The sequence below is a fragment of the Exiguobacterium sp. s57 genome (assembly GCF_018617685.1).
GTDB lineage: Bacteria > Bacillota > Bacilli > Exiguobacteriales > Exiguobacteriaceae > Exiguobacterium > Exiguobacterium marinum.
This window is the reverse complement of record NZ_JACSKR010000004.1, coordinates 120,996-145,829: the sequence shown is the minus strand read 5'-3', so window position 1 is coordinate 145,829 and position 24,834 is coordinate 120,996. Positions and strand designations below refer to the sequence as shown.

Sequence of the window (24,834 nt, the reverse complement as noted above, 5' to 3'; positions counted from 1 at the left end):
AAAAGGTTCAATCGCCTCAGCGATTGAACCTTTTTTCATCCGATATATTTGACGACTTCGTTAAAGTCACGACGTGTTTTCGGTGCGAAATCGCGCGACCGATACCCAAATGCGACCATGACCGAAAGCGACCATTCGCCTCGCTCCATGACACCTTCTGAGATAAGCAGCTCATCAATTTCCTCTTGATTGAACCCTTCAATCGGACAAGAATCGATCTCGATTTGTGCGGCCGCCGTCATCATGTTCCCAAGTGGGATATATGTCTGACGCTTGATCCACTCTTGGAAGACGCGTTCATCGTCCAAGAGACGATAGTCGTTCTCCTGGAACTCTTGGACCCGCTTCACGCGCTGTGCGTACTCTTCTTCCGTCCGGCCTTGCACACTCGTCACGATGTTCCGAATATAGTCCGCATCGTAACGCATGGCTTTCGGTGTTCTTGCGAGAATCAATACGAAATGGCTCGCGGTCAAAGCCTGCCCTTGCGCTCCCCATGCGTGATCTTTAATTTTTTTGAGCAAATCTTCCCGACGGACCACAACGAATTGCCATGGTTCAAACCCGAACGAACTCGGTGAAAGACGTCCTGTCTCTAAAATGAATTCCATGTCATCTTCTTTGATTTTACGATCCGCATCAAATTCTTTCGTCGCTTGACGCCAACGATACGCTTCTAGAATGTCTTTCTTTTTCATCGTACTCACTCCTCCATTACCAAGATGACTCCATCATATCAAACCGGTAAATCAAAAATCGCTCATGAAGATTCTTCAGCGGCAGTCGAACCGTCTGTACACATTGAAAGGGGGTCTCATCATTCAAATAGTGTAGATATGCATCCGCCGGATAATACAAAATCACATCGACCGGACGGGGATTCGCTTCAACGGATTCGATGATGTGAGCAATCACTTGCCGAAAGATGTTGACCGAGAACGGATTAAAAAAGTAGAATCGGTTCGCCTCTGACGGGATGGAAAACTGTTCTGCAAATTCCTGCACCAATTGAACGCTTCCTCGAGTCCGATGCTTCTTCGTATAGCTCGCCAAATTTTGGAGCGACTCTTCGTGAAACCCACCATCCATCTCGACACCGATTGCCCGAACATGAAACGTGTACGCCAAATAGAACGGGAGACGCCCCTTGCCTGAACCAAAATCAACGATGGTGTCCGTCGACTCTAACGGATAGGCATCCCGAAGCAAATCGAGTGCCTCGTAAGGGGTCGGTTCATAACGATGGTATTCCACCGAGGACGGGAATCCTTGCTGAGGTTTGGCGGTCTGGATATGTAGGAGTTGCTCATATTGCTGTTCGTTCATAAAGAACCTCTTTCTTGAATGGATTGGAAGAATGGATGCCGCTTCATCTCGATGGTTCCCTTCATCCAGGGAATCGTTCCCGTGAGACACGCAATCGTCGTCGTCTTACCAGCACCGTTCAACCCAATCATCCCTCAAATTTCACCTGCCCGAACATCAATCACGATGTCTTGAATGACGGATTCGTTCATTTCGTATCCTGCTTGGTCAATTTTCACATCCACGATAGATTCCCCTTACGAAAAAGTCGCCATCGTGGCGACTTTCACTTCACAATATTGACCGATGAAAACACAAATTTATCGTATCGGTGACGGGCAAACGAATACTCGAACGGTTTCCCGTTACTTAAATAGACGACTTGCTCGACTTCAATAATCGGTTCAGTGATATCATTCTTCAAGTAAGCTTGATCGTACTCATCCGGCTTATCTGCTCGAATCACTTTATGTGAGCTTGTAATCGTATAGCCAAGATCTTCTTGAATATAAGCGTACACGGACTTTTCTAAAATCTCACGTGTGATTCCTGTAATGAGGTTAGCAACCATGTACGTCAATTCGATGACATACGGCTCGTCGTCTACATAACGAACGCGACGTATTTCATAGACCGGTTCTGTCAGCTCAATCATGAGATGATCGGCGGCTTCCTGACTCGGAAACTTCACCTCAAAATTGAGGACTTCACTTCGTAACGAACGATCCCCAATCACTTGAGTCAATCCTCTCGTTTCTTTACTAATCACGTTGATGCGACCTTTTTGGAAGCTAGACTGTAAAATGAATGTTCCTTTACCACGTTTACGATAAATCAACCCTTCCATGACAAGAATCTCAAGTGCCCGCTTCATGGTCATACGACTCACGCCAAATTCTTGGGCCAGGTGAATTTCATCAGGTAGTGCGTTTTCTAGCGGGTAAACGTGTTCAATAATTCTTTTACGCATCTCATCAGCAATGGTTTCATATTTCGGTTTTTTCTTATTAGACATATAGCACCTCATGTATAGACATATATGTACAATATATCAAAAAAAGCTGACAAAGAGTAGTCTTTGTCAGCTTGTCTTATTATTCTGTAAAACCTTTAGCATCAATCAACTGTTTAAACCAGTTCCCTGATTTTTTTACAGTTCGTTGTTGTGTTTCCAAGTCAATGCCAACAAATCCATAGCGATTTTTATAAGCATTGCTCCATGACCAGTTGTCCATAAATGTCCAAAGATGATAGCCTTTCACGTTCGACCCTTCTTCAATCGCTTGATGCATCCATTTCAGATGTTCGCGAATGAAGTCAATCCGATAATCGTCTTGGACACTCCCGTTTTCATCACGATAACGTTCTTCACCTTCGACACCCATTCCGTTCTCTGAAATAAAGCACGGGATATTACCATAGTTTTCTTTTAGATTGATTAATATATCATAGACTCCTTTTTCGTAAATTTCCCATCCACGATACGGATTCATTTTCCGTCCAGGCATCTCATAGTAGTCAAATAAGTTTTCTGGCAAGAATGGCGCGTCCGGATTAGGAAGCGATGCTTTTGCTTTCACGCGACGTGGCTGATAATAGTTGATACCGAGAAGGTCGACTGTATGTTCTCGAATGATTTCAAGATCCCCGTTCTCGATAAGTGGCATCGCATCTTCCGACTTCAGCACATCTACTAATTCTTGAGGGAACGTCCCTAAAACAGATGGGTCGAGGAACGAACGATTGAACATCGCATCGGCAATACGCGCTGCTTTCAAATCAGCTGGGTGCTGACTTCTCGGATATGAGGGCGTCAAATTTAAGATGATTCCGATCTCCCCAGATAGTTCCATGTCACGATACGCTTTGATTGCCATTGCACTCGATAAAATAGAGTGGTACGCCACTTGGACAGCTCGCTTGAAATCGACAACATTCGGATAATGGAAATCATATAAATATCCACCTTCTACCGGTACGATCGGTTCGTTATGCGTGAACCATTTCTTGACGCGATCATCAAACAACTCAAAGCATGTCTTCGCAAAGATGACATATGCTTCAACGACTTCTCGTGACTCCCAACCACCTTGCTCCTGAAGCGCCATCGGCATATCAAAATGATACAGATTGATGAACGGTTCGATACCATGATCAATCAAGCAATTGATGACATTGTTATAAAATGTGACCGCCTCTTCATTTACTTCCCCGACACCTTGCGGAAAAAGACGTGACCACGAAATGGAGAAACGGAACGTGTTATGCCCGAGTTCTTTCATCAATGCGATGTCTTCTTCATACAAATGATAGAAGTTTGAGGCTTCTGTCGCGCTCACACCATTGAAAAAGCGGTTCGGCTCTTGCATGTACCAGTAATCCCAAATGTTCAATCCTTTTCCACCTTCAAAAGCAGCACCTTCCATCTGTGTAGCAGAAGAAGCCGTTCCCCACCAAAAGTCTGTCGGAAATTGATACGTCTTTTGCTCTTTCGTACGTGTTTGTGTCGGGTTCGTCATCATTTATCTCTCCCTTGTTTCTATTTTTCTCTATTTGTTTACACTGCTTCCTGTTTATCTGTTGATTCTTCTAATTCTTTCTTCAAGTTCATTCGATCAATAAATTTCAAGAATGGGAACCAAATCGTCAAAATGATAAAGAAGTTCACGATTTGAAGAAGACCTCCCGCGAGCGAATTCGTGGCCATAATTCCACTTAAGAACATAGGGACGGTCCATGGAACGGCTACACCCGTCGGCGGTGGCACTAAACCTGTCGACATCGCGAAATACGTGACCGTTACCGTCACGAGTGGTGCGACAATCCAAGGAATCATGATGAGCGGGTTCATGACGATTGGAAGTCCGAAGATGACCGGTTCGTTTACGTTGAATAGTCCAGGTCCAATGGAAAGTTTTCCGATTTGTTTCAACTGTTTTGATTTTAAGAACAATAAAATGGCAACAACGACAGCGAGTGTTGATCCTGAACCACCAAGCCCAACCGTGTAGATTTCAATGAATTGCTTACTGATGATGTTTGGTACTTCCCCAGTCGATGTATAAGCTGTCAAGTTTTCAACGGATAGCGTGTTCCAAATCGGGTCCATTACCGAGTTGACGATAACTTGACCATGGAGTCCGAAGAACCAAAATAGCTGAACGAAGAAGATTGCAATTAACGTTGGAATGAGACCATTCCCTAACTTCACGAGGGGTTGCTGAACGACATCGAAAATAATGTCATGCAAGTTCATCTCGAAAATATTAGTGACAATAATATTGATTGATAAGAAAACTGAAAGCGTGAGGAGTGCCGGTACTAAGGCCGAGAAAGACTTTGCCACTGCCGGCGGTACTCCATCAGGCATTTTAATAGTCCAATTTTTTTGAACGACAAAACGATACATCTCAGCAGAAAGAAATCCAGTAATCATCGCAAGGAACATCCCTTTTGCTCCAAGACGATCTAACGGAAGGACATTACCTACGGCTTCACTCATTCCTTCAATCTCAATTACAAATGGAGTGACCAAAAGGAATGAAACCAAAGAAATTACTCCGCCAAATACAGCTTCAACTTCATAGCTTTTTGAAAGATAATATCCAATCCCAAACACAACGAATAAGGACATGATTCCCATTGTTGCTGAAGGTGCAATGCCTAATGATGATTTAAAGATATTTAATGTACTCTCGGACATAAAGCGATCGAGAAATGGCAGGTTGGCAATAACAACGATGATTGACCCAAACATGGTAATTGGGAAAGCAAGCATGAAGGCATCTCGCAATACTTGTAAATAGCGACTGTTATTTAAATAGGTCGCCATCGGCATGAGCAGTTTACTGATCATGTTGAACATTTTATTGTCCTGTGACATATGATTCACCCTTCTTTATTAGGATTTACAATCTTTTGTTCGACCATTTCGACCAAACTAGCTGTCAAATCGAGCATCGTTTGCGTAGACATTAAATGGTCTTCTGCATGAAGAAGCAATAATGATACATCTGTTTTTTCTCCATTTGCTTCTCGCTGAATTTGTGAGAAATGTGTTTGATGTGCTTCTTTCAGTTGTTCACGTGCCTCAACAATCTTTTCTTCAAACGTTTCATAAGAACTCGTTTTGTACAGTTGAATCGCTTCCTGAATCGTACTTCTCGCATTGCCACTGTGCAGAATCATCATGAATGCCATTTGCTCCAATGTTAATTCATCGACATTTTCCATCTCGTTCACCCCATTAATTTCAACGCTTGTTCGTACGCAGCTTTGCCATTCGCCGTGCCGTATGCCATCATATCGATTACTTCAATCGGTGTTGATGTTTGCGCTTTCAATTTGTCTAATAAAAATCGCATTTGTGGACCGATCAAAATCACATCCGCCTCGTCCATCTCGGTTACGACTTGGTCTTGTCCGACTGCCCAAATTTTTGCCTCATCCCCGATTGATGTGGCATGGTCTTTCATTTTCGTCACGAGCAAACTCGTCGACATACCAGAACTACACGCTAATAAGATTTTCTTCATGCGTCTTCACTCCTTATTTGAAATCGTTTACAACTTTTATTATACACATGATTAATTCCATGTCTATACTTGATTTAAACTTTATTTAGTTTTTAAATTTATAAGTGTATATTAATTTCGAAGGAGGACGGATATGAGCACTATTCTTTTACAGCCACACTATCAACATCGACTTTGGGGTGGAGAACGTCTGAAGCAATTTGGTTTTGAATTCAATGAACATTCGATTGGTGAAGCCTGGACAGCTTCTGCATTAGAAAAAGGAGGAACTTCTGTTGCGTCTGAACCTTACTTCGGTCTGTCTTTACGTGAGCTCTATCAACAACATCCAGAGTTGTTTCAAATTAGCTCGGACGAGTTTCCTCTACTGATTAAATGGATTGACGCAAACGACGATTTGTCTGTACAAGTTCATCCAGATGATTCATTAGCGAACCGACTTGAAAATGAACCTTATGGAAAAAATGAATGTTGGTACATTTTAGATGCTCCGGCAGATGCGACACTCATTTACGGTCACTCCTATACCACCTCGGAAGAATTCAATAAAGCGCTTGAAACAGGAGATTTGGAAAACGGTTTGATACGAAAATCGATTCGTCCCGGTGATTTTTTCTATGTCCCGGCTGGAACAATCCATGCATTGACAAGAGGAGTATGCGTACTCGAAATTCAACAAAGTTCAGACACAACCTATCGTCTATACGATTACAATCGGCTGGATTTGACGACCGGTTGTCCTCGTGAACTTCATGTGGAAAAGGGGACAACCGCTTCTTTCGTCCCTCATCTTGAATACAGCGAACCAATGCGTCAACTGGATCATTTTCGAACAAGTTTGACGAAAAATTTGTTTTTCTTTGTTGAAAAATGGAATGTTGCCGCGAAAGAAAGGATCACTACTGACACGTTTCGGTTACTATCTGTCGTTCAAGGAACATTAATTATTGACGATATGGAAGTCCATACCGGCGGCACACTCCTCCTTCCTGCCAATGAGTCATTCTTGATTGAGGGAGAAGCGACTTGTCTTGTAGCTGGTGTTCCTTCCGATGAGAAACAAACCATTCGAATCGGTATCGACTTAGGAGGAACCAACACTCGGATTGCCGCTGTGTCATTAAAGGGAGATGTATTAAAACAATACACGTTTAGAACACAACCGCAATTACCTTTCGAGGAGACACTACAATCTATTGAGATGGCGATCCATCAATTCGGTGTCGAGTTCGACATCCAGCATGTCGGCATCGTGGCACCCGGGCCTCTCGATTTAAAGAGAGGGATGTTTTTAACTCCTCCGAACCTTCCGAATTGGCATAATCAAAAAATCATTGAACCTTTAAAACAACGCTTAAATCTTTCTGTCTCGCTTGAAAACGATGCGAACGCTGCTGCACTCGCAGAAGCGAAATTCGGAGCTGGAAAAGGGTGCGATTCCGTTTTTTATGTAACAGTCAGCACGGGAATTGGTGGCGGTTACGTGTATAAACATCAAATCATTCGAGGGGCAAACGGAAGTGCAGGTGAAATCGGGAATATGATCATCCGCTTGGACGGTCCTTCTCACCCTGTTCTCAACAAAGGGTCTCTCGAATCACTAGCGAGTGGTACAGCACTCATAAAGCGAGCTAACGATAAAGGATACACAAATGTGCCTTCGCTATTATTGGATGCCGAAGACCGCCATCACTTTGTCGAAGAACTCGCCAGTGGACTAGCCAACATCATTCATACCGTCGATCCGGATGTGATTGTATTGGGTGGTGGTGTCATGATGTCGTCCTCATTCTTCTGGAACGAATTACAACAAGCAGTCTCGAATAAAATGTATCCACATGCTAGTGGAAAAACGCGTCTATGCCTCACTCAATTGTCAGGAGATGCGGGCGTGATCGGCGCTGCCTTTGTCGACGCGTAATAAGATTTGAAAAACGAGAAACAAACCGAAATTACACTTTCTTTCCTAGACTGAGTTAGATTCATTTACTTTAGCATGGTAACGTGAAATGATAATCATAGTAACTTGTTAAAGTGAGGTGCCGGTGTGTCTACCACAGAGTACGAAAAAGCGACATCTATTTTGCATCACCTCTTTATCGCCTCTTCCTTTGTCGGAATCGACTTCGGTTCCGGCCCGAACCATCATCTCCTCTATTTCAGTCGCCAAGGACTGGAATCTTGGATCTCTATCGAGGGACCGTGGCATGTACACGCCACACAAAACACGTTTGACGAAGGTGAACAACTCGAACAGCTCATGCGCTTAAGACGAGAGCGCATCCATCACGTACGGCTCGGAGACGATCACCCGCATCTCGAACTGGAATTTGAATCCGGCTCTCTTCTCTTCATCAACGGATACCAAGAGCACTTTGAGTGCTGGCAAGCAGGGGACGCGAGACCACTTGGCGGAGACGACTATCTATTGGTCGCGATGCCTCAAGGAGAACTCGCTTTATTTGCGGAAGGAGACGACGAATGAGCACGTGGATGGATATTGTTACGTATATGTTGATTGCCGGAGGCGTTAGTCTCGCGATCATCTTATTGCGAAAGATTACGAAAGCATGAAAAAAACGGCCGAGGCCGTTTTTTAGTCGAATAAAATCCGCTGCATCCGCTCCGGCGCTTGTAAATAGTCGCGCATGACCCGTACATGCTCGAGGTCGTCAAACGGCGTCGGGGAAAGTCCCGTCTCCACTTGTAAGATCATCGCACCCGGATACGACATCAAGATGGGCGAGTGACTGGCGATGATAAATTGACTGCCGGATTGTACAAGTTCATGCATCCGAGCAAGCATCGTCAGTTGCCGCATCGGTGACAATGCGGCCTCGGGCTCATCCAAAATATAGAGGCCATCGCCACGGAATCGATGCAACATGAGGGAGAGGAACGCTTCCCCGTGCGACTGCTCATGAAGGGAACGTCCGCCGTATGACTCATAAAACCGTTCAGGGTCACGCCCTGATTTCGCCATCTCATCCACATAACTCGATAGCTGGTATGCTGTCTCGGCACGTAAGAAAAAGCCATCCTTCGGACGATATGGTCCTCGAATCGGACGTAACGCCTCATACAATGAGCTATGTGTCGACTCCGTTTCGAATTGGAAGGATGGTGCCCCACCTTCCGGGTTGAATCCTGCCGCTACGGCCATCCCTTCAATCAATGTCGACTTCCCGCTTCCATTTTCTCCGACAAGAAATGTGACCGGATGATGAAACGTCAGTTCATCGAGTGTCTGAAAGATGGGTAATGAGTACGGATAGCCCGTCGAATGGATGCGTTCCTTCTCTAACCGTACCCCACGTAAAAATAAAGTCATGTCCATTCGATCCAAAACGTCGCCCCCTTCTCTGACTCGACCCCATAAGAAAGTCCTTGTGCTTCAAGAAGTAATTTCGTGATAGCGAGACCTAGACCATGTCCGTTTGAGCGGTCTCCTTTCACATACATATCCCAAATCGAAGGTTGGACGGCAGGGTCAATCCCGTTCCCTTCGTCTGTCACTTCTAGTCGATTAGGTGTCAGTTTGATTGTGATACGTCCGCCGATAGGGCTCGCTTCATACGCATTTCTTAAAAAGTTCGAGAGAACCCGTTCCATCGCCAATCGATCGGCTTGAATCGATACCGTTTCGAGTTGCAGATCGAGCGTCACGTCTTTTTGTCGGAACCACTCGGACATGCGTGACGTTAATCGGCGAACTAAGTCATCTAGTTGAAGCGATTCCATTTCAAGTGGAATCGTCCCAGAGGACAACTTTGAGTATTCGAGCATCTGATTGACGAGCCGGTCGATTCGGTCTACTTCCTCCGTAATGCTTTTGCCCGTAATAGCCACCTCCATCTCATTAACGACACCGAGCTCCAACATTTCCGCCTCATTCCGGACAATAGCGAGCGGTGTACGCACATCATGGGTCACTCCAGAGATGAACGATTTTTGAAGTGCCTCTTTTTCTTGAAGGGAGGCGTTCATTTGTCCGATCGTGACGGTCAAATCCCCAATCTCATCGTTCGTCACATTCGGAAGAGTAATGTGATGTTGTCCTTCCATAATCGATGCGGTCGCTTGCTTCAACTCGACGAGCGGTTGCGTGAGCCGTCGACTCATCCAAAACGTGACACCGATGGCAACCATCAGTGCCAAAATAAATCCACCCGCTAAGATAAGATAGATTTGCTGAAACTGCGGATTTGAGAATGGCACAGGACTGTACGTCACAATTTGAACGTTCCCTTCTTCTTGCAAATACGTCAAGAAACGAGTCCCGTTCACACTCACCTCGTCCTGAACTGTTAAGTCATCCGGGTCGAGGCTGATCGGCATCATGCGATGCATCCGTCCACCACGTTCTAGCTCGATACGTTGCCCGTCCTGAAATAGGAGTACGTCTAATTGACCTGGAATTCCTCGTCCTTCTTGGATGGCTTCATACACGATCGCCGCCTCGCGCTCCAATTGTGTATACGTCTCCTCTTCTGCGAACCGTCCGATTAAAAGTGACGTGAGACCAAATGTTAAAAGCGCCATCACAGCAAGGGGCAAGATAGCTGTCCACAATAATTTCTTCATTAAGCGATTCATGACAGTCCCTCTAATCGATAACCGACCCGATGGACGGTCTTCAGCTGTTCTTTTAGTGTAGGTGATTTATCACGTAATTGTTTAATATGGGTGTCGACCGTACGTGTATCTCCGACGAACGCATAATCCCATACATCGTCGAGTAGGCGATTCCGGTCCAATGCCTCGCCGACGTGCTTCCATAAATACAAGAGCAGTTCATATTCTTTGTTCGTCAGCCGGAGCGTTCTTCCGTTCTCTTGTACCATCCTCGATTTGATGTCGATGGTGAGCGCACCGAACCGAATCAAATCGGCCTGTTTCACGAGACGCTTCAGGCGAATCTCCAATTCTTTCAAAACGATGGGTTTGACCAAATAATCGTCCGCCCCAAGTTCTAATCCGAATACGCGATCATCCGCCTCGCCACGTGCTGTCGTCAAGATGATGGCAGGCGATGGCTGTTGCGCTTTTAATGTCGGGATTAACGTCCACCCTTCCCCGTCCGGTAAGCGAACGTCCAATAAGATCGCATCAAATTGTTGATGTAGCTGTTGCTTCGCTTCGCTGAGGGTCATCGCCACTGTCACATTAAACCCTGCATATACTAAAAAGCGAGACATGCCGTCCGCAAGTTTTTGTTCATCTTCCACTACGAGTACGTTCATCTTCTATCGCCTCCACATCCATTATATCGTACACATGGAGTGCCCCACCGTTTCCCAAAGACAATTTGCAGAAATCTTGCAACTCTCTCACAACTTCAGTTCTCTCAAGTTCTACACTTGAAGTATCAAAAGGAGGAGATATACATGAAATCAACAAAATTAGCAATCGCCTTGGCCGGTCTATTGGCTGTCTCAGGCACTGGCGTATATGCCGCGACGAATGACACGACGACAGATGAATCGACAACGACGGAATCGACACAATGCGAGCGTGGAGAAAGAGGTCCTGGCATGGCTGGTGACCGAGAAGCGGGTCATACAGCGCTTATCGAGGCGCTCGGATTGACAGAAGAAGAAGTGGATGCAGCCCGTGAAAATAGACAGTCGATTCATGAGCTCGCAGAAGAAAAAGGCATTTCAATTGATGCATTCATCGACGCGATCATGACGTCACACGAAGAAAAACTTACGACCGCTGTGGAAGACGGGAAATTGACTCAAGAAGAGGCCGATCAAATCCTTGCAGATCACGAAGAGCGCTTTGCTGACGTGACGAGTTACGATGATTTAGAAGATGCTCGCGGTATGCGCGGTGGACGAGAAGGTGGTCGCCATGGCCATGGTCACGGACCACATCATGACGACGCTTCAACAGAGAACGATAGCAATGTAGAGAATCAAAGCAACAGCTTGTAAGTCAAAAGGCAGCCACACGCGGTGGCTGCCTTTTTATATGACGAGTAATAAAAACGCATATCCTAATAGACCAATCAAAAATGCACCAAAACTACTCTCTCGCTCAGCAGGTAACTCTTCTTTCATGACGTTCAAGATGACGCCACCTGCCAAAAAGGCGACAACGATAGATAGACCGAGTCCATTCACTTCTCCAAACGAACCGACCGCCCACCCTACAAGTACAGCAAGCGCTAACAAGACGCGTCCCTGTCGATCATAAAGTTGTTGATGATGCTGACGCAATCCTTGATCGACCGTAACAAAGTGAATGCCAAGCGCTATGAAGTAAAGAAACATCGTCCCATTTGACTGAAATTCACTTTCTGCGAGCACATATCCGATGCTAAACGTATAGAGCGTGAATGAACCTATGTGAATCCAAAACACATACGGTTTTTGTTTACGTTTGTTGGCCGTTGCGAATCGCTCGAGCCCGTAAAAGACAGCCAGTCCTAACATACTGATGATCAAGATATGGTTCTCGAGGGAGGCGAAGACGTTGTTTCCAATCTCCCCTTCTAGTTCACGTTGGTACTCATTTAACTCTGGCAATAGATGAAGGAATACATAAGCAACGGCAATCCCGCCCGCCACTGATAAAAAACGGCTCCTCGGCACTTCACGCACATGAATGAGCTTTCCTGAAAAAAAGTGAATCATCGCAAAACCGAGTGCAAACCAAAAACTTAACTCGAACACATAAGCCCCTCCCGCATTAAGACTTCTCCCTATGTGCTTTTACCCTTTCGCTGTATGTCACATTCATTTTCGGTTAGATCGCTCTTGTTTCTTTCTTTCCCGAATCTCTTTCTCCACTCGCCGTAGCGCTTTTTTCGATCCTCGTTCGAAGTCGTGCGCTTCCTTTCGTTCCTGATACGTCGTGAATAGTGTTTCCAAATCATAGTCAGCCGGATAAAGTTCCGTTGCTCGTGCTTCTAACCGGACACGACGACTCGGTAACTCTACGTAATCGTCATTCACGAACACCCGGACATGCCGACGAGATGCATCGAACGCGTGGACAAGCCCGACTTGATTCGTCTCTAACAACCGGACACGGTCACCTTTTTCAAAGCGTTCCGCCTCTTCAAGCGGTGCCGCTTCGGTTTCGCGTGTGATTTTAGCATCATCAACTTTCGTAGTGTCATACGTTTTCTCGTTCATGTAACGAGATGCCTGTTTCAAAATCGCTTCCGGCAACTTCATCTTGCGGGCGATAAAGAGGGCGTTGCTGTCACCAGACTGCCCCATGAGCAATCGATATTTCGGTTCGAGCGTTTCCGGGTCAAACTGCATCGCAGCGTTCATGAAATCTGGGTGGGATTCAGAATACGATTTGATTTCTCCGTAATGGGTCGAAGCCACGACAATCGCCCCTCGTTTATATGCCGCTTCTAAGATGGCAATTGCAAGAGCGGCTCCTTCGTTCGGTTCCGTACCGCTTCCGATTTCGTCGAATAACAAGAGTGACCGTTTTCCAGCGGTTTGCATAATATTCGCCACATTGTGCATGTGCGCCGAGAACGTACTGAGTGCCGACTCCAAATCTTGATTATCTCCGATATCGACGAACACCTCATCGAATGTAGAGATGACCGTGTCGGTGTGTGCCGGGATATGCAATCCTGTCATGGTCATGAGACTGAGAAGTCCAATCGTTTTCAATACGACCGTCTTTCCGCCGGCGTTCGGTCCGGTGATAATTAAGCCGCGATAGTCCGTACCGATGGCAAAATCGAGTGGAACGGCACTTTCTAAGAGTGGATGACGTACTTGTTTCAATTGAATTCGACCAGTCGCATTCACGTGTGGTGTCACGCCATCAATCGATTGACTATACTTCCCTTTGGCGAAAACCATATCGTACTGGGCGATGACATCGAGTGTCGATTCAATTTCAGGAAGGACTTCAGTCACTGCTCCCGTCAATGTCGCCAACACTTGATACACTTCCACCGCTTCTTCCGTACGCTTGACGACGAGCTCGGCGTTCAATTTTGATATGGCTTCCGGTTCGATAAAGACCGTCGTCCCGCGATTCGATGTGTCTACAATCGTACCCGCTACTTTGTGCTTGTATGAAGCTTTGATTGGGATCGTGAAGCGGTCCTGTTTTTTCGTGACAAATCCGTCTTGAATCATCTCGCGATTGGCAGCGCTCTTTAAGAATTTGTTCAATCGTTCCTCGATTCGTCCTTCCAAAATGTCGACTTGCTTGCGAATCCGCTTCAACTCTTTCGACGCCTCGTCGACGACCTGACCAGCTCGAATCGCTTGTGTGATGTCCTCTTCTAGCGTCCGCCATTCGCCCATCCCGACAGCATAAGCCGAAAGAAGCGGTGCAAAAAATTCATGTTCGAGCATGAATCGTTTCAGTTTGCGCGCTCCCCGTAAAAACTCGGCGACCGCTTCAAGTTCTGTTGCTTCGAGTTGGATGCCTCGTTGCAGTTTCCCCATAATCGTCTCCATGTCAGACACGCCGATAAATGGGACGTGTGACGTCGCATCTAAAATCGCTCGGGCTTCGGATGTTTCCTGCAGACGTTTCTTCACCGTCGCGATGTGGCTCGTCGGACGTTGTTGTCTGAGTAACCTTCTCCCGAATCCGCTGATGCAGAAGCGCTCTACTCTCGTCATCAATTCGTTGTATTGTAATTTTTCAAATGTTTGTTCGTTCATGTGTCTCTCTCCTCAAATGATAGAATCGAGATACCACGCAAACAAAAAAGCGTCGGTCGATGACGACCAACGCAAAAAGACAGACCGGTGTCTGGCAGTTTTTGATGGGCGGTATCTGTAACGGAACATGACGGCATGACAAATAGACGTGTCATCCGACATTTTTCAGTTCGTTAGGCAGATACAACCTCACTCATCAACATGCAACACCTTTCTCACTTAGATTCGCTCTTACTATATAACAGATTCTCTGCCTTGTAAAATTTTAGAGAACGCTTTCAAAAAAGTCTTGTGTCTTAAATCCACACATGTTATGTTGAACGTGAAGAAACGAATAGCGATCACATGTGACTGATTCGATCAGGCATGGGGTAAGACGTACGGTGCATGCCACCCGTCTATACTCCATGCCTGTTTTGTTTTTCGGCGTTTTGTTTCCAGAAAGGATGTAGTAGATATGCTATGGAATAAGTTAATGAATCGACACAAACCCACACTGCACTCACCAATGGAAGGAGACGTCATTCCACTCGAACAAGTAGCGGACTCGGTCTTCAGCGAAAAAATGATGGGCGACGGTATTGCCATCACACCAACGGATGGCGCCGTCGTCTCACCGGCTGACGGCGAAATCATACAAATCGCTCCGACAAAGCACGCCATCGGCATTCGGACCGAGGATGGGGCTGAGATTTTGATTCACGTCGGTCTCGATACCGTCGAACTCGAAGGTCGACCGTTTGATCTTCAAGTAGATGTGGGCGACCACGTTAAGACGGGACAGCTGTTACTGACAGCGGACTTAGCACAAATCCATCAAGCCGGTAAGGACACGGTCACGCCAATGGTCGTGACGAATGGGGGCGCGCTTGCTCATCATTACGCCTTCACATTCACGAAGGAAGCCGTCCCAGGCAAGACGGTTGTCGCCCGAGTGGAAGCGTGACTCCGGAACAAGGAGGACACATGATTAAAATCAAAAAGATTCTAAACAACAATGCGGTCATCGTCTCGGACGAAGGTGAAGAAAAGATTGCGATTGGTCCAGGCGTCGCGTTTAAAAAAACGAAGAACGACATCGTCAATCCACATAAAATCGAAAAGTTGTTCATCATGCCAGAGAATGACAAGTTCCAACAGTTATTGAGCCGGATCCCGGTTGAGCACTTCACCGTTTCCGAGGATATTATCTCCTATGCAGAGAAGCGTCTCGAGACATCGTTCAACGAACATATCCACATCGTCTTGACCGACCACATTTCGTTCGCCATCGAACGGGAGATGGATGGCATCTTATTACGCAACAAACTGTTGAATGAGATTAAAATCCTCTATCGGAATGAGTACGAGATTGGACTGTGGGCGATTGAACATATCGCTGAAAAGCTCAACGTGAAAATGCCGAAAGACGAAGCCGCGTTCATCGCGCTTCATATCCATACGATGAAAGTGAAAGGAGGTGATTTACGCAAGACGGTCAAACAGACAACGATTGTCCGCGACATGATTCAATCGATTTCAAGACGACTCGATGTATCCATTGAAGAAGATGACTTATCCTACCAACGATTATTAACCCATTTACGGTTCGTCATGGATCGGGTCAACCATTACGATCATCACACGATTGATGAAGACATGCTCCGCATGATTCAGACGAAATTTACGTCTGCTTATGCGTGTGCATCTGATGTCGCGAAAAAAATGGAAGAGACATATGGCGTCGTCTTGCCCGAGTCAGAACTTGGTTATATTACGCTTCACATCCAACGTCTACAAGATCAACACCATCAAAAAGGAGGACATTAACAATGATGAACTTTTTCCAACGTCTCGGACGTTCTCTCATGTTACCGGTCGCCGTACTTCCGGCTGCCGCCATTCTCATGGGGATTGGTTATTGGATTGACCCAGTCGGCTGGGGATCTGAAAACATTGCCGCTGCATTTTTAATTAAAGCGGGTGCCGCCATTATCGATAACATTCCAATTCTTTTCGCAGTCGGGGTCGCCCTCGGGATGGCCAAAAACCGTGACGGTTCAGCAGCACTTAGCGGACTCGTTGCCTTCTTGACTGTCACCACGCTTCTCTCTGCGGGAACGGTTGCGTTGTTCCAAGGAATTGACGTAGAAGCCGTCAACCCGGCATTCGGTAAAATCGGGAATGCTTTCGTCGGGATTCTATCCGGTCTCGTCGCCGCTTCCATGTATAACCGCTTCAGTCAAGTCAAACTACCTGATGCTCTCGCCTTCTTTAGTGGAAAGCGTCTCGTTCCAATCATGACAGCCTTCTCGATGATTCTTGTCTCGGTCGCGCTTTACTTCATCTGGCCGTTCGTCTATACAGGTCTCGTCGGATTCGGGGAATCGATTTCAAAACTTGGTGCATTCGGTGCCGGACTCTACGGCTTCTTTAACCGTCTCTTAATTCCAACGGGTCTCCACCACGCCCTCAACTCGGTCTTCTGGTTCGATGTTGCCGACATTAACGACATCGGAAAGTTCTGGTCAGGTGAAGGTGAAAAAGGTGTGACGGGGATGTATCAAGCGGGTTACTTCCCAATCATGATGTTCGGTCTTCCGGCCGCAGCACTTGCGATGTACCACACAGCGAAGACAAAGCGTAAGAAACAAGCGGCCTCGCTTCTTCTCGCAGCCGCATTCGCTTCATTCTTTACTGGTGTGACTGAACCACTCGAGTTCTCATTCATGTTCCTCGCACCTGTTCTTTACCTTGTACACGCAGTCCTTACAGGAATCTCGCTTTTCATCGCGGCAACGTTCCAATGGACAGCCGGGTTCGGATTCAGCGCAGGATTGGTTGACTTCGTGTTGAGTTCACGCCTACCGCTCGCGAACCAACCGTACATGTTACTCGTTCAAGGTCTCGTGTTTGCAGTCATCTACTACGCAATCTTCCGCTTCATGATTGTGAAGCTCAACTTGGCAACACCAGGTCGCGAGTCAGATGAAGTCGTTGACGCGGTTGCAAGTGAGACAGCAGACGGCGAAACGAAAGTCGCGCCGGTTGCATCAGCTTCAGGTAGCGAATACTCCGCGATGGCAAATATGATTTACGACGGTCTTGGCGGTGACCGCAACGTCACGGGCATCGAGTCTTGCATCACTCGCCTACGCGTCGATGTCAAAGACATGGATACGGTCAACCAAGATCAAATCAAAAAAGCCGGTATCCCGGGAATTAAAGTCGTCAGTCCAAACCATATTCAAGTCATCGTCGGTACAAACGTCCAGTTCGTCCTCGATGAGATTGAAAAAATTCGTAGCCACCGCGCCGGATAAACGTCGAAAGCCACCTCATTCAGGTGGCTTTTCTTGTTTTAGTGCATATTGTTTATAGAATTGAATGAAATAGTAGAGGAAAATCCATGGCAAGATGTATTGTGTAAGCCATGTGAAAACCTTAAGTACTGTATGCACAACATATGGTCCCAGTCCTAATAAAAACAATACGACTAGTAAAGCAACTCCTAAACCTATGTATATCTTTTTACTCAACTCATCCACCCCCTTATTTTCCCAGTTCAGTGTAACACAAAGAGCCTGCCGCAATCGGACAGGCTCTCATCACATTTGACGAAGTCGAGAAATGCGCTCGACCGGGTCGGGGTGCGTCGAAAACAAACCGCTCACTTTTTTCTTAAGTGGATCGGAGAAGTAAAGCGGTGCCGAGGCACTCGACGCTTGTTCGACCGGTGTGTCCACATTGGCAATTTTCTCAAGTGCCGAGGCGAGCGCATCCGGGTTACGGGTCAGTTCCGCACCACTCGCATCTGCCAGGAATTCACGATTACGTGAAATCGCCATATTGATGAGCATCGCAATAAGCGGAGCCAACACCAACAAAACGAGTCCGATGATGAGGAAAATCGGGTTTTGATTTTGGTCACGTCGTCCTCCACTGATACTCCGGAAAAATAACATGCGTGACCCGATATCACTCATGATGGCGATCACTGACACGAGTGCGAGCGTGACCGTCGAGAGTCGCACGTCATAATTTTTAATGTGTGCGACCTCATGCGCAATCACACCTTCCACTTCTTCACGCGACAGTTGATCCAACAGCCCGGTCGTGACGGCGACGGCCGCCTTTTCTGGTTTCAGTCCGGTCGCAAATGCGTTCGGTGACGAATCGTTGATGATAAAGATGCGAGGCATCGGTACTCGCGCGACCATCGCCATGTTTTCGACCGTATGCCATAAAAAGCGATGCTCTTCTACCGAAGTCACTTCTTGCGCCCGGTTCATTCTCATGACGATGTTCGTGCTCGACATGATGACGATACCGACATAAAACAAGGAAAAGACGGGTGTGAAGATCAACCCTGGAATCGCATCCCCATAATTGACGTAGGAGATGGCTGCTCCGACGAGAAGGACGAATAAAACGAACCCTGTCACGATGAACACCGTCTTCACTTTATTTTTTCGAATTTGTTCATAGAGGAGCATACGTGCCACCTCGATTCATTAAAATGAGACGCGAACGTTTTCGCGCTCTTCAGCACGTGCCTCGAGCATATCGCGCTTTTCAAAATGATGGACGGACGCGATGATATTCGTCGGTACCGATTCGATTTTTGTGTTATATTTCATGACCGTATTGTTATAAAGTTGACGGGAGTATGCGACCTTGTTTTCCGTCTGTGTCAATTCTTCCTGCAACATCTTGAAGTTCTCATTCGCTTTCAAGTCCGGGTACGCCTCACGAAGCGCAAACAAGTTTTTCAGCGCCCCGCTCAGCTGATCGTTCACCGCCATCTGGTCTTGGCGATTCGACTTTTCTCCGAGCTGGTTTCTCAGCTCAACGACCTTCGCAAGCGTTTCTTGCTCGTGTTTTGCATAGCCCTTCACCGTTTCGACCAAATTTGGAATCAAGTCATAACGCCGTTTTAATTGCACATCGATTTGAGCCCACGCCTCGTCGACCCAATTTCGATATTTGACGAGCCCGTTGTACATCGAAAAATAGATGAGTACGAGCACGACAACTGCTACAATCGCAATAATCCACCCCATGTTGGCACCTCATTTCTTCAGTTTCTCCTGTATTAATTCCCTTTACTCATATAAGATAAGCTTAACTTTCAAAAAAATCTGCAAATGGTTGCAATTCTTGATGCGTTGATCACAAAGGAGTGTACGCAATGACTGTCACGAATGCTGAAATACGCTTGACGGAGTTATTTGAAGAAATGGTGTCCCTGCGACGTCATTTTCATCAATATCCGGAACTGTCTTTTCAAGAAGTCGAAACACCAAAAAAGATCGCCTCGTATCTCCGTGAACTTGGGATCGAAGTACGTGAACATGTTGGCGGAAACGGTGTCGTCGGTCGAATCAAAGGCGGTGACGGTCCGACCATCGCGTTACGCGCTGACTTTGATGCTCTTCCCATTCAAGATGTGAAAGACGTTCCATATCGTTCAAAAGTAAATGGCGTCATGCATGCTTGTGGACACGATGCCCATACAGCGACACTTCTCGTCCTCGCGAAAGTATTAACCGAGGTGTCACTTCCTGGAGACGTCGTATTGATTCACCAATTTGCCGAAGAATTATCTCCAGGTGGTGCCAAACCGATGATTGAAGACGGATGCCTCAACAATGTGGACTATATTTATGGTGCGCACATTTGGACACCGCTCCCTTTTGGAACAGTTGGTGTCAAAACAGGTCCTGTCATGGCCGCTGCCGATCGATTTGAATTGACGATTAAAGGAACAGGTGGGCACGGTGCAATTCCACAACATACGGTCGATGCCCTCATGGTCTCCGTGAACGTAGCAAATCATCTCCAACAAGTTGTCAGTCGACGTATCGACCCACTCGAACCTGCCGTGTTGACTATCGGGACGCTCCACTCCGGGCAAGCGTTCAACGTCATTGCCGAAGAAGCGAAGTTATCTGGTACCGTGCGGACATTCACTCGGGAGACGCAAGAAAAAATCATCTCCGATATGGAACGAATCATCCGTTCTGTCTGTGAGGCGAGTGATGCCGATTACGAATTGGAGTATATAAAAGGGTATCCTGCTGTCGTGAATCATGTGACCGAAACAGAACTCGTCCGCTTGAGCGCGATGGATGTCGTCGGGGCAGACGGTGTCATCGAAATGTCCCCGCTCATGGTCGGGGAAGACTTCGCTTACTATGTCGAGCATGTCCCCGGTAGCTTTTTCTTCACAGGGGCAGGGAATCCCGGGCTCTCAGCAATCTTCCCTCATCATCATCCTCGCTTCGATGTGGATGAACGGGCGATGTTGCACACGGCTCACGTCTTGTTAGGCGCTTTACAACGCACATGGATGACACATGAAAAAGAGGACTGATGCGACCGCATCAGTCCTCTTCTGTGATTGGTTCTTGTAGTTCTGAGACAAGCACTTGGTCGACACGCTTTCCGTCCATATCTACGACTTCAAAGCGAAGTCCATACGCTTCGACCACATCGCCCCGTTTCGGGAAATCGCCGAGTGCATAAATGACGAGTCCGGCAAGTGTGTGATACGAGTTGCGCCCTTCGTCGAATCGGTTATCCCGAATCTCAAACGTTCGTTTCAAATCTTCGATTCCAAGCAAACCGTCCGCTAAATATGACCCATCTTCGCGACGTACCACTTCCGGTGTATCCTCTTCAATCATGACTTCTCCGACGATTTCTTCCAAAATATCGAACAAGGTGACCATGCCAAGGAATCCACCGTATTCATCTAAGACGAAGGCAATCTCGACACCATTTTTCTGCATCATCTGAAGTACTTGGCTCGCCTCTCGTTGTTTCGGAACGATGAGCGGTTGTTTGATGCGCTTCAAAATCTGTGATGGCTCACGTAATGTCGGTAACGTCAAAATGTCACGGACATCGATATATCCGACAAAATCGTCGAGCGAGTCGCGACCGACCGGTAACTTGTTATGTTTACTTTCATAGATCGACTTCTTGATATCATCCATATCATCTTCTAAATCGACCCACTCAAGCGTCGTCCGAGGTTGCATGAGTTCATAAATCAATTGATCGTGAAACGCAAAGACGCGTTCGACTTGCTGAACTTCTTCATGGGCGAACTGGCCTTGCTGTGCCCCCTCAAAGAGAAGCTGTTTAATCTCAAGCTCTGTCTCACCGCTCGTTTGTTCTGCTTTCAAGCCAAGCAGCTTGAACAAAAAGAGTGTCGATTTCGATAAAATCCAAATGAATGGCTTCATCACTTTACTGAATAAATCAAGTGAAGGGATGATTGCCATCGTGACTTTTTCAGGAGACACAAGCGCAATTCGCTTTGGCACCAATTCACCGATGATTAAGGACAGATACGTAATAATCGTTACAACGACCACATAAGCAATCGTTCCGGCATACTGTGCACTCATTCCGGCTTGTTCAAACGCAGAGGCGAGTGGTGCCGAGAAGCGCGCACCCCCGTAGGCCCCGTTAATAATCCCAATTAATGTGATTCCGACTTGAACGGTCGACAACAAATCTGTCGGGTCTTTCGAATAATGGAGTGCAATCTTTGCACTTCGTTTCCCTCGATTTGCTTCAACCTCAAGTTTTGCAGGTTTCGATGAGATGAGCGCAATTTCTGTCATCGCAAAAATCCCGTTCAACACAATCAAAAACAAAACAATCAACAAATCAATCACTATGGAAGAATCCACTTTTTTCATCACCTCAGTTAATTTTTAAACCATACCGCTTCATTTTATCAAAAAATCGTTACCAAACTGTACCCGTTTTACTCAAAAAAATAGCCACTCCTCATGAAGTAGCTTCGTTGACCGCTTGTTTGGCGATGGCCGCTGTCTGAGACTGTTTAAAGAGAATGACCCCGACAAGAAGGATGGTGAGACCTACAATTTGTCCAGCCGATAACGTGATTTGAGGCATCCCGAAGGCTCCATACAAATCGACGAGTAACGCCCAAATGAGTTGTGACACGAGAATGAGCGACACCGACAACGTTGGTCCAAGTAACTGGATACTTCGCATGACACAATAAACGACACCGACCCCAAGCAATCCACCGAGCCAATAGATTGGAGATAGCTCACGTAATCCGGCAAGATTTCCTCCAAATAATAACAATGGGATGATGGATCCGACCAGACCGACGATAAAGACTAATACCGTGGTGGCCCACGCCCCTAAATTTGTATTCATTTTCGCGTTGACCGCCGCCTGTACACTAATAAATGCCCCAGCTACAGCCGAACAGATAATACCAAATAGCATATGACCTCTCCTCACTCATAAAACATGCCGTTCGCACGTTCTTTCAATCGCTTACTATTTAAAATGATGACTTCTTTTCTCGTTCGTTTCACTAATCCCTCATCGACAAATGCTTGTAGCGTCCGGTTCAAGTGACGATAGCTCGTCCCAAGCCATTCCGCAACTTCTTTGCGCTTCAATTGACTCATCTCGGCTTGAAACAGTTCGTTCTCGGATTCACTAAGAGAAATCAAATAACCGGCCAATCGTTCTTCTAGTGTCGACATGAGGTGGTTGGATGAGGCGTTCGCCTCGATGAATAGCTTTTCCGACACACCTTGTAACAGATGTTCCGTGAATTCGACCGTTCGGTTATGACGTCGAAGTGTCTCAAACGGGATTCGCAAACACGTCACCGGACCGACCGCTTCAACCGTATGCAAGACGTTACGTCCACTCGCATACTCGATATCTCCAATGAGCGTCGGGGCAGCCTTCAAACGTAGCAGACGCAACTTCCCTTCTTCACTGAGCGTATAAATTTTGACGCGTCCTTCGAGTACGACGAACAAGGATTCAATCTGTTGATCGTTTGAACAGAGCATCGTTCCGGATGCATACGTGACCACCGACGATGCCTCGAGCGTTTCGGTCGAAAAAAGATGATTCCACTGCAATCGTGTCAGTGCATCCATAATATTCATCATTAAAATTGAACTCCTTACGCAAATGTATAAATCCCGATGCCAACGATCATCAAGACGAGTCCCATGACCTGTCCCGTGTTGACCGGCTTCCGTTTGACACCAAACCAACCGTTCAAATCGATGATAAAGGCTCCTACTAATTGTGCCACAAGCAATACACATATTGCCCACGTCACACCTAACTGTTGAATCGCCGTCAATTCGCCGAATACAACGAATACACCGAATAGTCCACCCAAACTATAATACCAAGGTACGCGTTTAAAGGCAGTTAAATCTGCGTCTCGATTAAAAAAATAGATGGCGAGCGCTAACAGAAGTCCGACAAAGTGGACGATCGTGACAGACATCCACGCCCCTACCGCATCTCCCAATTTCGCGTTGAAGATTCCTTGTAGGGCGATAAATGTCCCAGATAATATAGCGAATAGAATTCCCATGTCATCCCCCTTTCTCTCCGTATGACTTTACGAAAAGAAAGATGACTTGAATAGGACATATGTCCAATATTAAAAAAAGCAACTTCGAATCATCGAAGTTGCTTGATATATTATCCGAGTAATTTGACAAGCTCTTTCCCGACCGCTTCAGAAGATTGAGGGTTTTGACCAGTAACGAGTCGATCGTCAACAACCACGTTCACCGCCCAATTGTCAGCTCCCTTGAACTGTCCACCTTCATTACGTAATCCCGTCTCGAGTAAGAACGGAACAGCAGAATCAAGTTGCATTTCTTTTTCTTCAGCGTCAGTGAATCCTGTCACTTGTTTGTCTTTAACGAGCGGCTCATCGTTGCTGAGCTTCACATTGACCAATCCAATGGGTCCGTGGCAAACCGCCCCGACAATATTGCCATTTTCGTATACGTTGCGGACAACGCGTTGTAACATTTCATTTCCTGGGAAATCAACGACCGTCCCGTGACCTCCTGGTAAATAAACGGCATCGTATGGTTCGTCTGCCACTTGATCGAGGGGAGCCGTATCTTTGAGCAATTCACGCGTATTTAATATATCTTCTGACAAGCCATCCTCTAAACTATTCGCATCGATTGGCACGTCTCCACCTTCGATACTTGCGACCGTCACTTTATATCCTTCTTTTTCAAACAATAAGTAAGGAACGGCAAACTCTTCAAGCCAAAGTCCCGTTGCATGACCATTTGATAATTGATTCGCTGACGTTGTGACAATCAGTACATGTTTCGACATACTCAATTCCTCCTTCAAAAAAATCAACATACGACTCTAATGTTCCCGATTCATCATCTGTTAAACCCGGTGAGCTGCTTCGATGTCATAAGGTAGTTCTTTTTTTAACCTGGTGATTTATTCATCCTGCCTTTTTCCTTTAATCTTCTATACTGAAGGTGAGTTGCTATTTCGCCCTA

At 46.4% G+C, this 24,834-nt stretch carries 27 protein-coding genes; 7 read left to right on the top strand and 20 right to left on the bottom strand.

Translation table 11 applies throughout. The annotated features are described in order from the left end of the window. Window positions 1-35: 35 nt before the first annotated feature. The 8 genes from KNO98_RS10915 to KNO98_RS10880 all read right to left on the bottom strand — a co-directional run bounded on the left by KNO98_RS10915 (window position 36) and on the right by KNO98_RS10880 (window position 5,840). Window positions 36-698, bottom strand: a complete 663-nt coding sequence (locus KNO98_RS10915; RefSeq protein ID WP_214700875.1) for an NAD(P)H-dependent oxidoreductase — start codon at window positions 696-698, stop codon at window positions 36-38. Window positions 699-714: 16 nt separating this feature from the next. Continuing rightward, complete coding sequence (locus KNO98_RS10910; protein ID WP_214700874.1) at window positions 715-1,326, bottom strand: SAM-dependent methyltransferase; 612 nt, start codon at window positions 1,324-1,326, stop codon at window positions 715-717. Next, complete coding sequence (locus tag KNO98_RS10905) at window positions 1,323-1,457, bottom strand: ATP-binding cassette domain-containing protein (protein ID WP_214700873.1); 135 nt, start codon at window positions 1,455-1,457, stop codon at window positions 1,323-1,325. The genes KNO98_RS10910 and KNO98_RS10905 overlap by 4 nt, the downstream gene beginning before the upstream one ends. Window positions 1,458-1,591: 134 nt before the next feature. Beyond that, window positions 1,592-2,320, bottom strand: coding sequence for a GntR family transcriptional regulator (locus KNO98_RS10900; RefSeq protein WP_214700872.1), 729 nt, complete (start codon window positions 2,318-2,320; stop codon window positions 1,592-1,594). Window positions 2,321-2,399: 79 nt separating this feature from the next. Next, window positions 2,400-3,824, bottom strand: a complete 1,425-nt coding sequence (locus KNO98_RS10895; RefSeq protein WP_026824617.1) for a glycoside hydrolase family 1 protein — start codon at window positions 3,822-3,824, stop codon at window positions 2,400-2,402. Window positions 3,825-3,862: 38 nt separating this feature from the next. Beyond that, on the bottom strand, window positions 3,863-5,170 hold the full coding sequence (gene celB, locus KNO98_RS10890; RefSeq protein WP_026824618.1) for a PTS cellobiose transporter subunit IIC: 1,308 nt from the start codon (window positions 5,168-5,170) through the stop codon (window positions 3,863-3,865). Between the two features lie 23 nt (window positions 5,171-5,193). Beyond that, entirely contained in the window at window positions 5,194-5,538 is a 345-nt protein-coding gene (locus KNO98_RS10885) for a PTS sugar transporter subunit IIA (protein ID WP_026824619.1), read from the bottom strand. A gap of 5 nt (window positions 5,539-5,543) precedes the next feature. Further along, on the bottom strand, window positions 5,544-5,840 hold the full coding sequence (locus tag KNO98_RS10880; RefSeq protein WP_026824620.1) for a PTS sugar transporter subunit IIB: 297 nt from the start codon (window positions 5,838-5,840) through the stop codon (window positions 5,544-5,546). A gap of 133 nt (window positions 5,841-5,973) precedes the next feature. Here KNO98_RS10880 and KNO98_RS10875 point away from each other — a divergent pair, with 133 nt between their 5' ends. Further along, a complete protein-coding gene (locus tag KNO98_RS10875) occupies window positions 5,974-7,761 on the top strand; it encodes a type I phosphomannose isomerase catalytic subunit (protein ID WP_214700871.1) in 1,788 nt (595 codons plus the stop codon). Window positions 7,762-7,887: 126 nt separating this feature from the next. Then, on the top strand, window positions 7,888-8,325 hold the full coding sequence (locus KNO98_RS10870; protein WP_214700869.1) for a hypothetical protein: 438 nt from the start codon (window positions 7,888-7,890) through the stop codon (window positions 8,323-8,325). Window positions 8,326-8,436: 111 nt separating this feature from the next. Here KNO98_RS10870 and KNO98_RS10865 read toward each other — a convergent pair whose 3' ends face one another. From KNO98_RS10865 to KNO98_RS10855, 3 genes are read right to left on the bottom strand one after another with little or no spacing between them, the layout of a single operon-like run. Continuing rightward, complete coding sequence (locus tag KNO98_RS10865; RefSeq protein ID WP_214700994.1) at window positions 8,437-9,177, bottom strand: AAA family ATPase; 741 nt, start codon at window positions 9,175-9,177, stop codon at window positions 8,437-8,439. Continuing rightward, a complete protein-coding gene (locus KNO98_RS10860; RefSeq protein ID WP_214700867.1) occupies window positions 9,168-10,436 on the bottom strand; it encodes a HAMP domain-containing sensor histidine kinase in 1,269 nt (422 codons plus the stop codon). Before KNO98_RS10860 ends, KNO98_RS10865 begins: the two co-directional genes overlap by 10 nt. After that, the gene (locus KNO98_RS10855; RefSeq protein WP_214700866.1) at window positions 10,433-11,083 is read right to left on the bottom strand and encodes a response regulator transcription factor; all 651 of its coding nucleotides are present in this window, start codon (window positions 11,081-11,083) and stop codon (window positions 10,433-10,435) included. Before KNO98_RS10855 ends, KNO98_RS10860 begins: the two co-directional genes overlap by 4 nt. Window positions 11,084-11,227: 144 nt before the next feature. Between KNO98_RS10855 and KNO98_RS10850 the strand changes: the two genes are divergently transcribed. Continuing rightward, window positions 11,228-11,779 (top strand): hypothetical protein, encoded by a 552-nt coding sequence (locus KNO98_RS10850; protein ID WP_214700864.1) that lies wholly within the window; start codon window positions 11,228-11,230, stop codon window positions 11,777-11,779. A gap of 33 nt (window positions 11,780-11,812) precedes the next feature. Here KNO98_RS10850 and KNO98_RS10845 read toward each other — a convergent pair whose 3' ends face one another. Together KNO98_RS10845 and KNO98_RS10840 are read right to left on the bottom strand one after the other, a co-directional pair. Beyond that, window positions 11,813-12,520 carry a hypothetical protein gene (locus KNO98_RS10845; RefSeq protein WP_026824625.1) on the bottom strand — a complete coding sequence of 236 codons (708 nt, stop codon included), beginning with the start codon at window positions 12,518-12,520 and terminating at the stop codon, window positions 11,813-11,815. A gap of 63 nt (window positions 12,521-12,583) precedes the next feature. Then, a complete protein-coding gene (locus tag KNO98_RS10840) occupies window positions 12,584-14,500 on the bottom strand; it encodes an endonuclease MutS2 (RefSeq protein ID WP_214700863.1) in 1,917 nt (638 codons plus the stop codon). Between the two features lie 457 nt (window positions 14,501-14,957). Here KNO98_RS10840 and KNO98_RS10835 point away from each other — a divergent pair, with 457 nt between their 5' ends. From KNO98_RS10835 to nagE, 3 genes are read left to right on the top strand one after another with little or no spacing between them, the layout of a single operon-like run. Continuing rightward, window positions 14,958-15,446, top strand: coding sequence for a PTS sugar transporter subunit IIA (locus KNO98_RS10835; RefSeq protein WP_051545924.1), 489 nt, complete (start codon window positions 14,958-14,960; stop codon window positions 15,444-15,446). 20 nt (window positions 15,447-15,466) lie between these two features. Beyond that, on the top strand, window positions 15,467-16,309 hold the full coding sequence (locus KNO98_RS10830) for a PRD domain-containing protein (RefSeq protein ID WP_251129486.1): 843 nt from the start codon (window positions 15,467-15,469) through the stop codon (window positions 16,307-16,309). Window positions 16,310-16,311: 2 nt separating this feature from the next. Next, a complete protein-coding gene (gene nagE, locus KNO98_RS10825; protein ID WP_214700861.1) occupies window positions 16,312-17,802 on the top strand; it encodes an N-acetylglucosamine-specific PTS transporter subunit IIBC in 1,491 nt (496 codons plus the stop codon). Window positions 17,803-18,087: 285 nt separating this feature from the next. On the opposite strand, the gene htpX is transcribed toward nagE, so the two are convergent. Both htpX and KNO98_RS10815 read right to left on the bottom strand, forming a co-directional pair. Further along, window positions 18,088-18,975, bottom strand: coding sequence for a zinc metalloprotease HtpX (gene htpX / locus KNO98_RS10820; protein ID WP_214700860.1), 888 nt, complete (start codon window positions 18,973-18,975; stop codon window positions 18,088-18,090). An 18-nt stretch (window positions 18,976-18,993) separates the two neighbouring features. Next, complete coding sequence (locus KNO98_RS10815) at window positions 18,994-19,542, bottom strand: LemA family protein (protein WP_015880351.1); 549 nt, start codon at window positions 19,540-19,542, stop codon at window positions 18,994-18,996. A gap of 128 nt (window positions 19,543-19,670) precedes the next feature. Between KNO98_RS10815 and KNO98_RS10810 the strand changes: the two genes are divergently transcribed. Then, complete coding sequence (locus tag KNO98_RS10810) at window positions 19,671-20,855, top strand: amidohydrolase (RefSeq protein ID WP_051545925.1); 1,185 nt, start codon at window positions 19,671-19,673, stop codon at window positions 20,853-20,855. Window positions 20,856-20,865: 10 nt separating this feature from the next. On the opposite strand, the gene KNO98_RS10805 is transcribed toward KNO98_RS10810, so the two are convergent. From KNO98_RS10805 to KNO98_RS10785, 5 genes are all read right to left on the bottom strand, one after another. Further along, a complete protein-coding gene (locus tag KNO98_RS10805; RefSeq protein WP_034770728.1) occupies window positions 20,866-22,194 on the bottom strand; it encodes a hemolysin family protein in 1,329 nt (442 codons plus the stop codon). 91 nt (window positions 22,195-22,285) lie between these two features. Then, on the bottom strand, window positions 22,286-22,759 hold the full coding sequence (locus KNO98_RS10800) for a DMT family transporter (RefSeq protein WP_026824634.1): 474 nt from the start codon (window positions 22,757-22,759) through the stop codon (window positions 22,286-22,288). Window positions 22,760-22,770: 11 nt separating this feature from the next. After that, window positions 22,771-23,445: a Crp/Fnr family transcriptional regulator gene (locus tag KNO98_RS10795; protein WP_214700858.1), complete on the bottom strand. Its 675-nt coding sequence runs from the start codon at window positions 23,443-23,445 to the stop codon at window positions 22,771-22,773. A gap of 14 nt (window positions 23,446-23,459) precedes the next feature. Further along, complete coding sequence (locus tag KNO98_RS10790; RefSeq protein WP_214700857.1) at window positions 23,460-23,885, bottom strand: DMT family transporter; 426 nt, start codon at window positions 23,883-23,885, stop codon at window positions 23,460-23,462. A gap of 110 nt (window positions 23,886-23,995) precedes the next feature. Beyond that, entirely contained in the window at window positions 23,996-24,655 is a 660-nt protein-coding gene (locus tag KNO98_RS10785; protein ID WP_214700856.1) for a type 1 glutamine amidotransferase domain-containing protein, read from the bottom strand. Window positions 24,656-24,834: the final 179 nt, after the last annotated feature.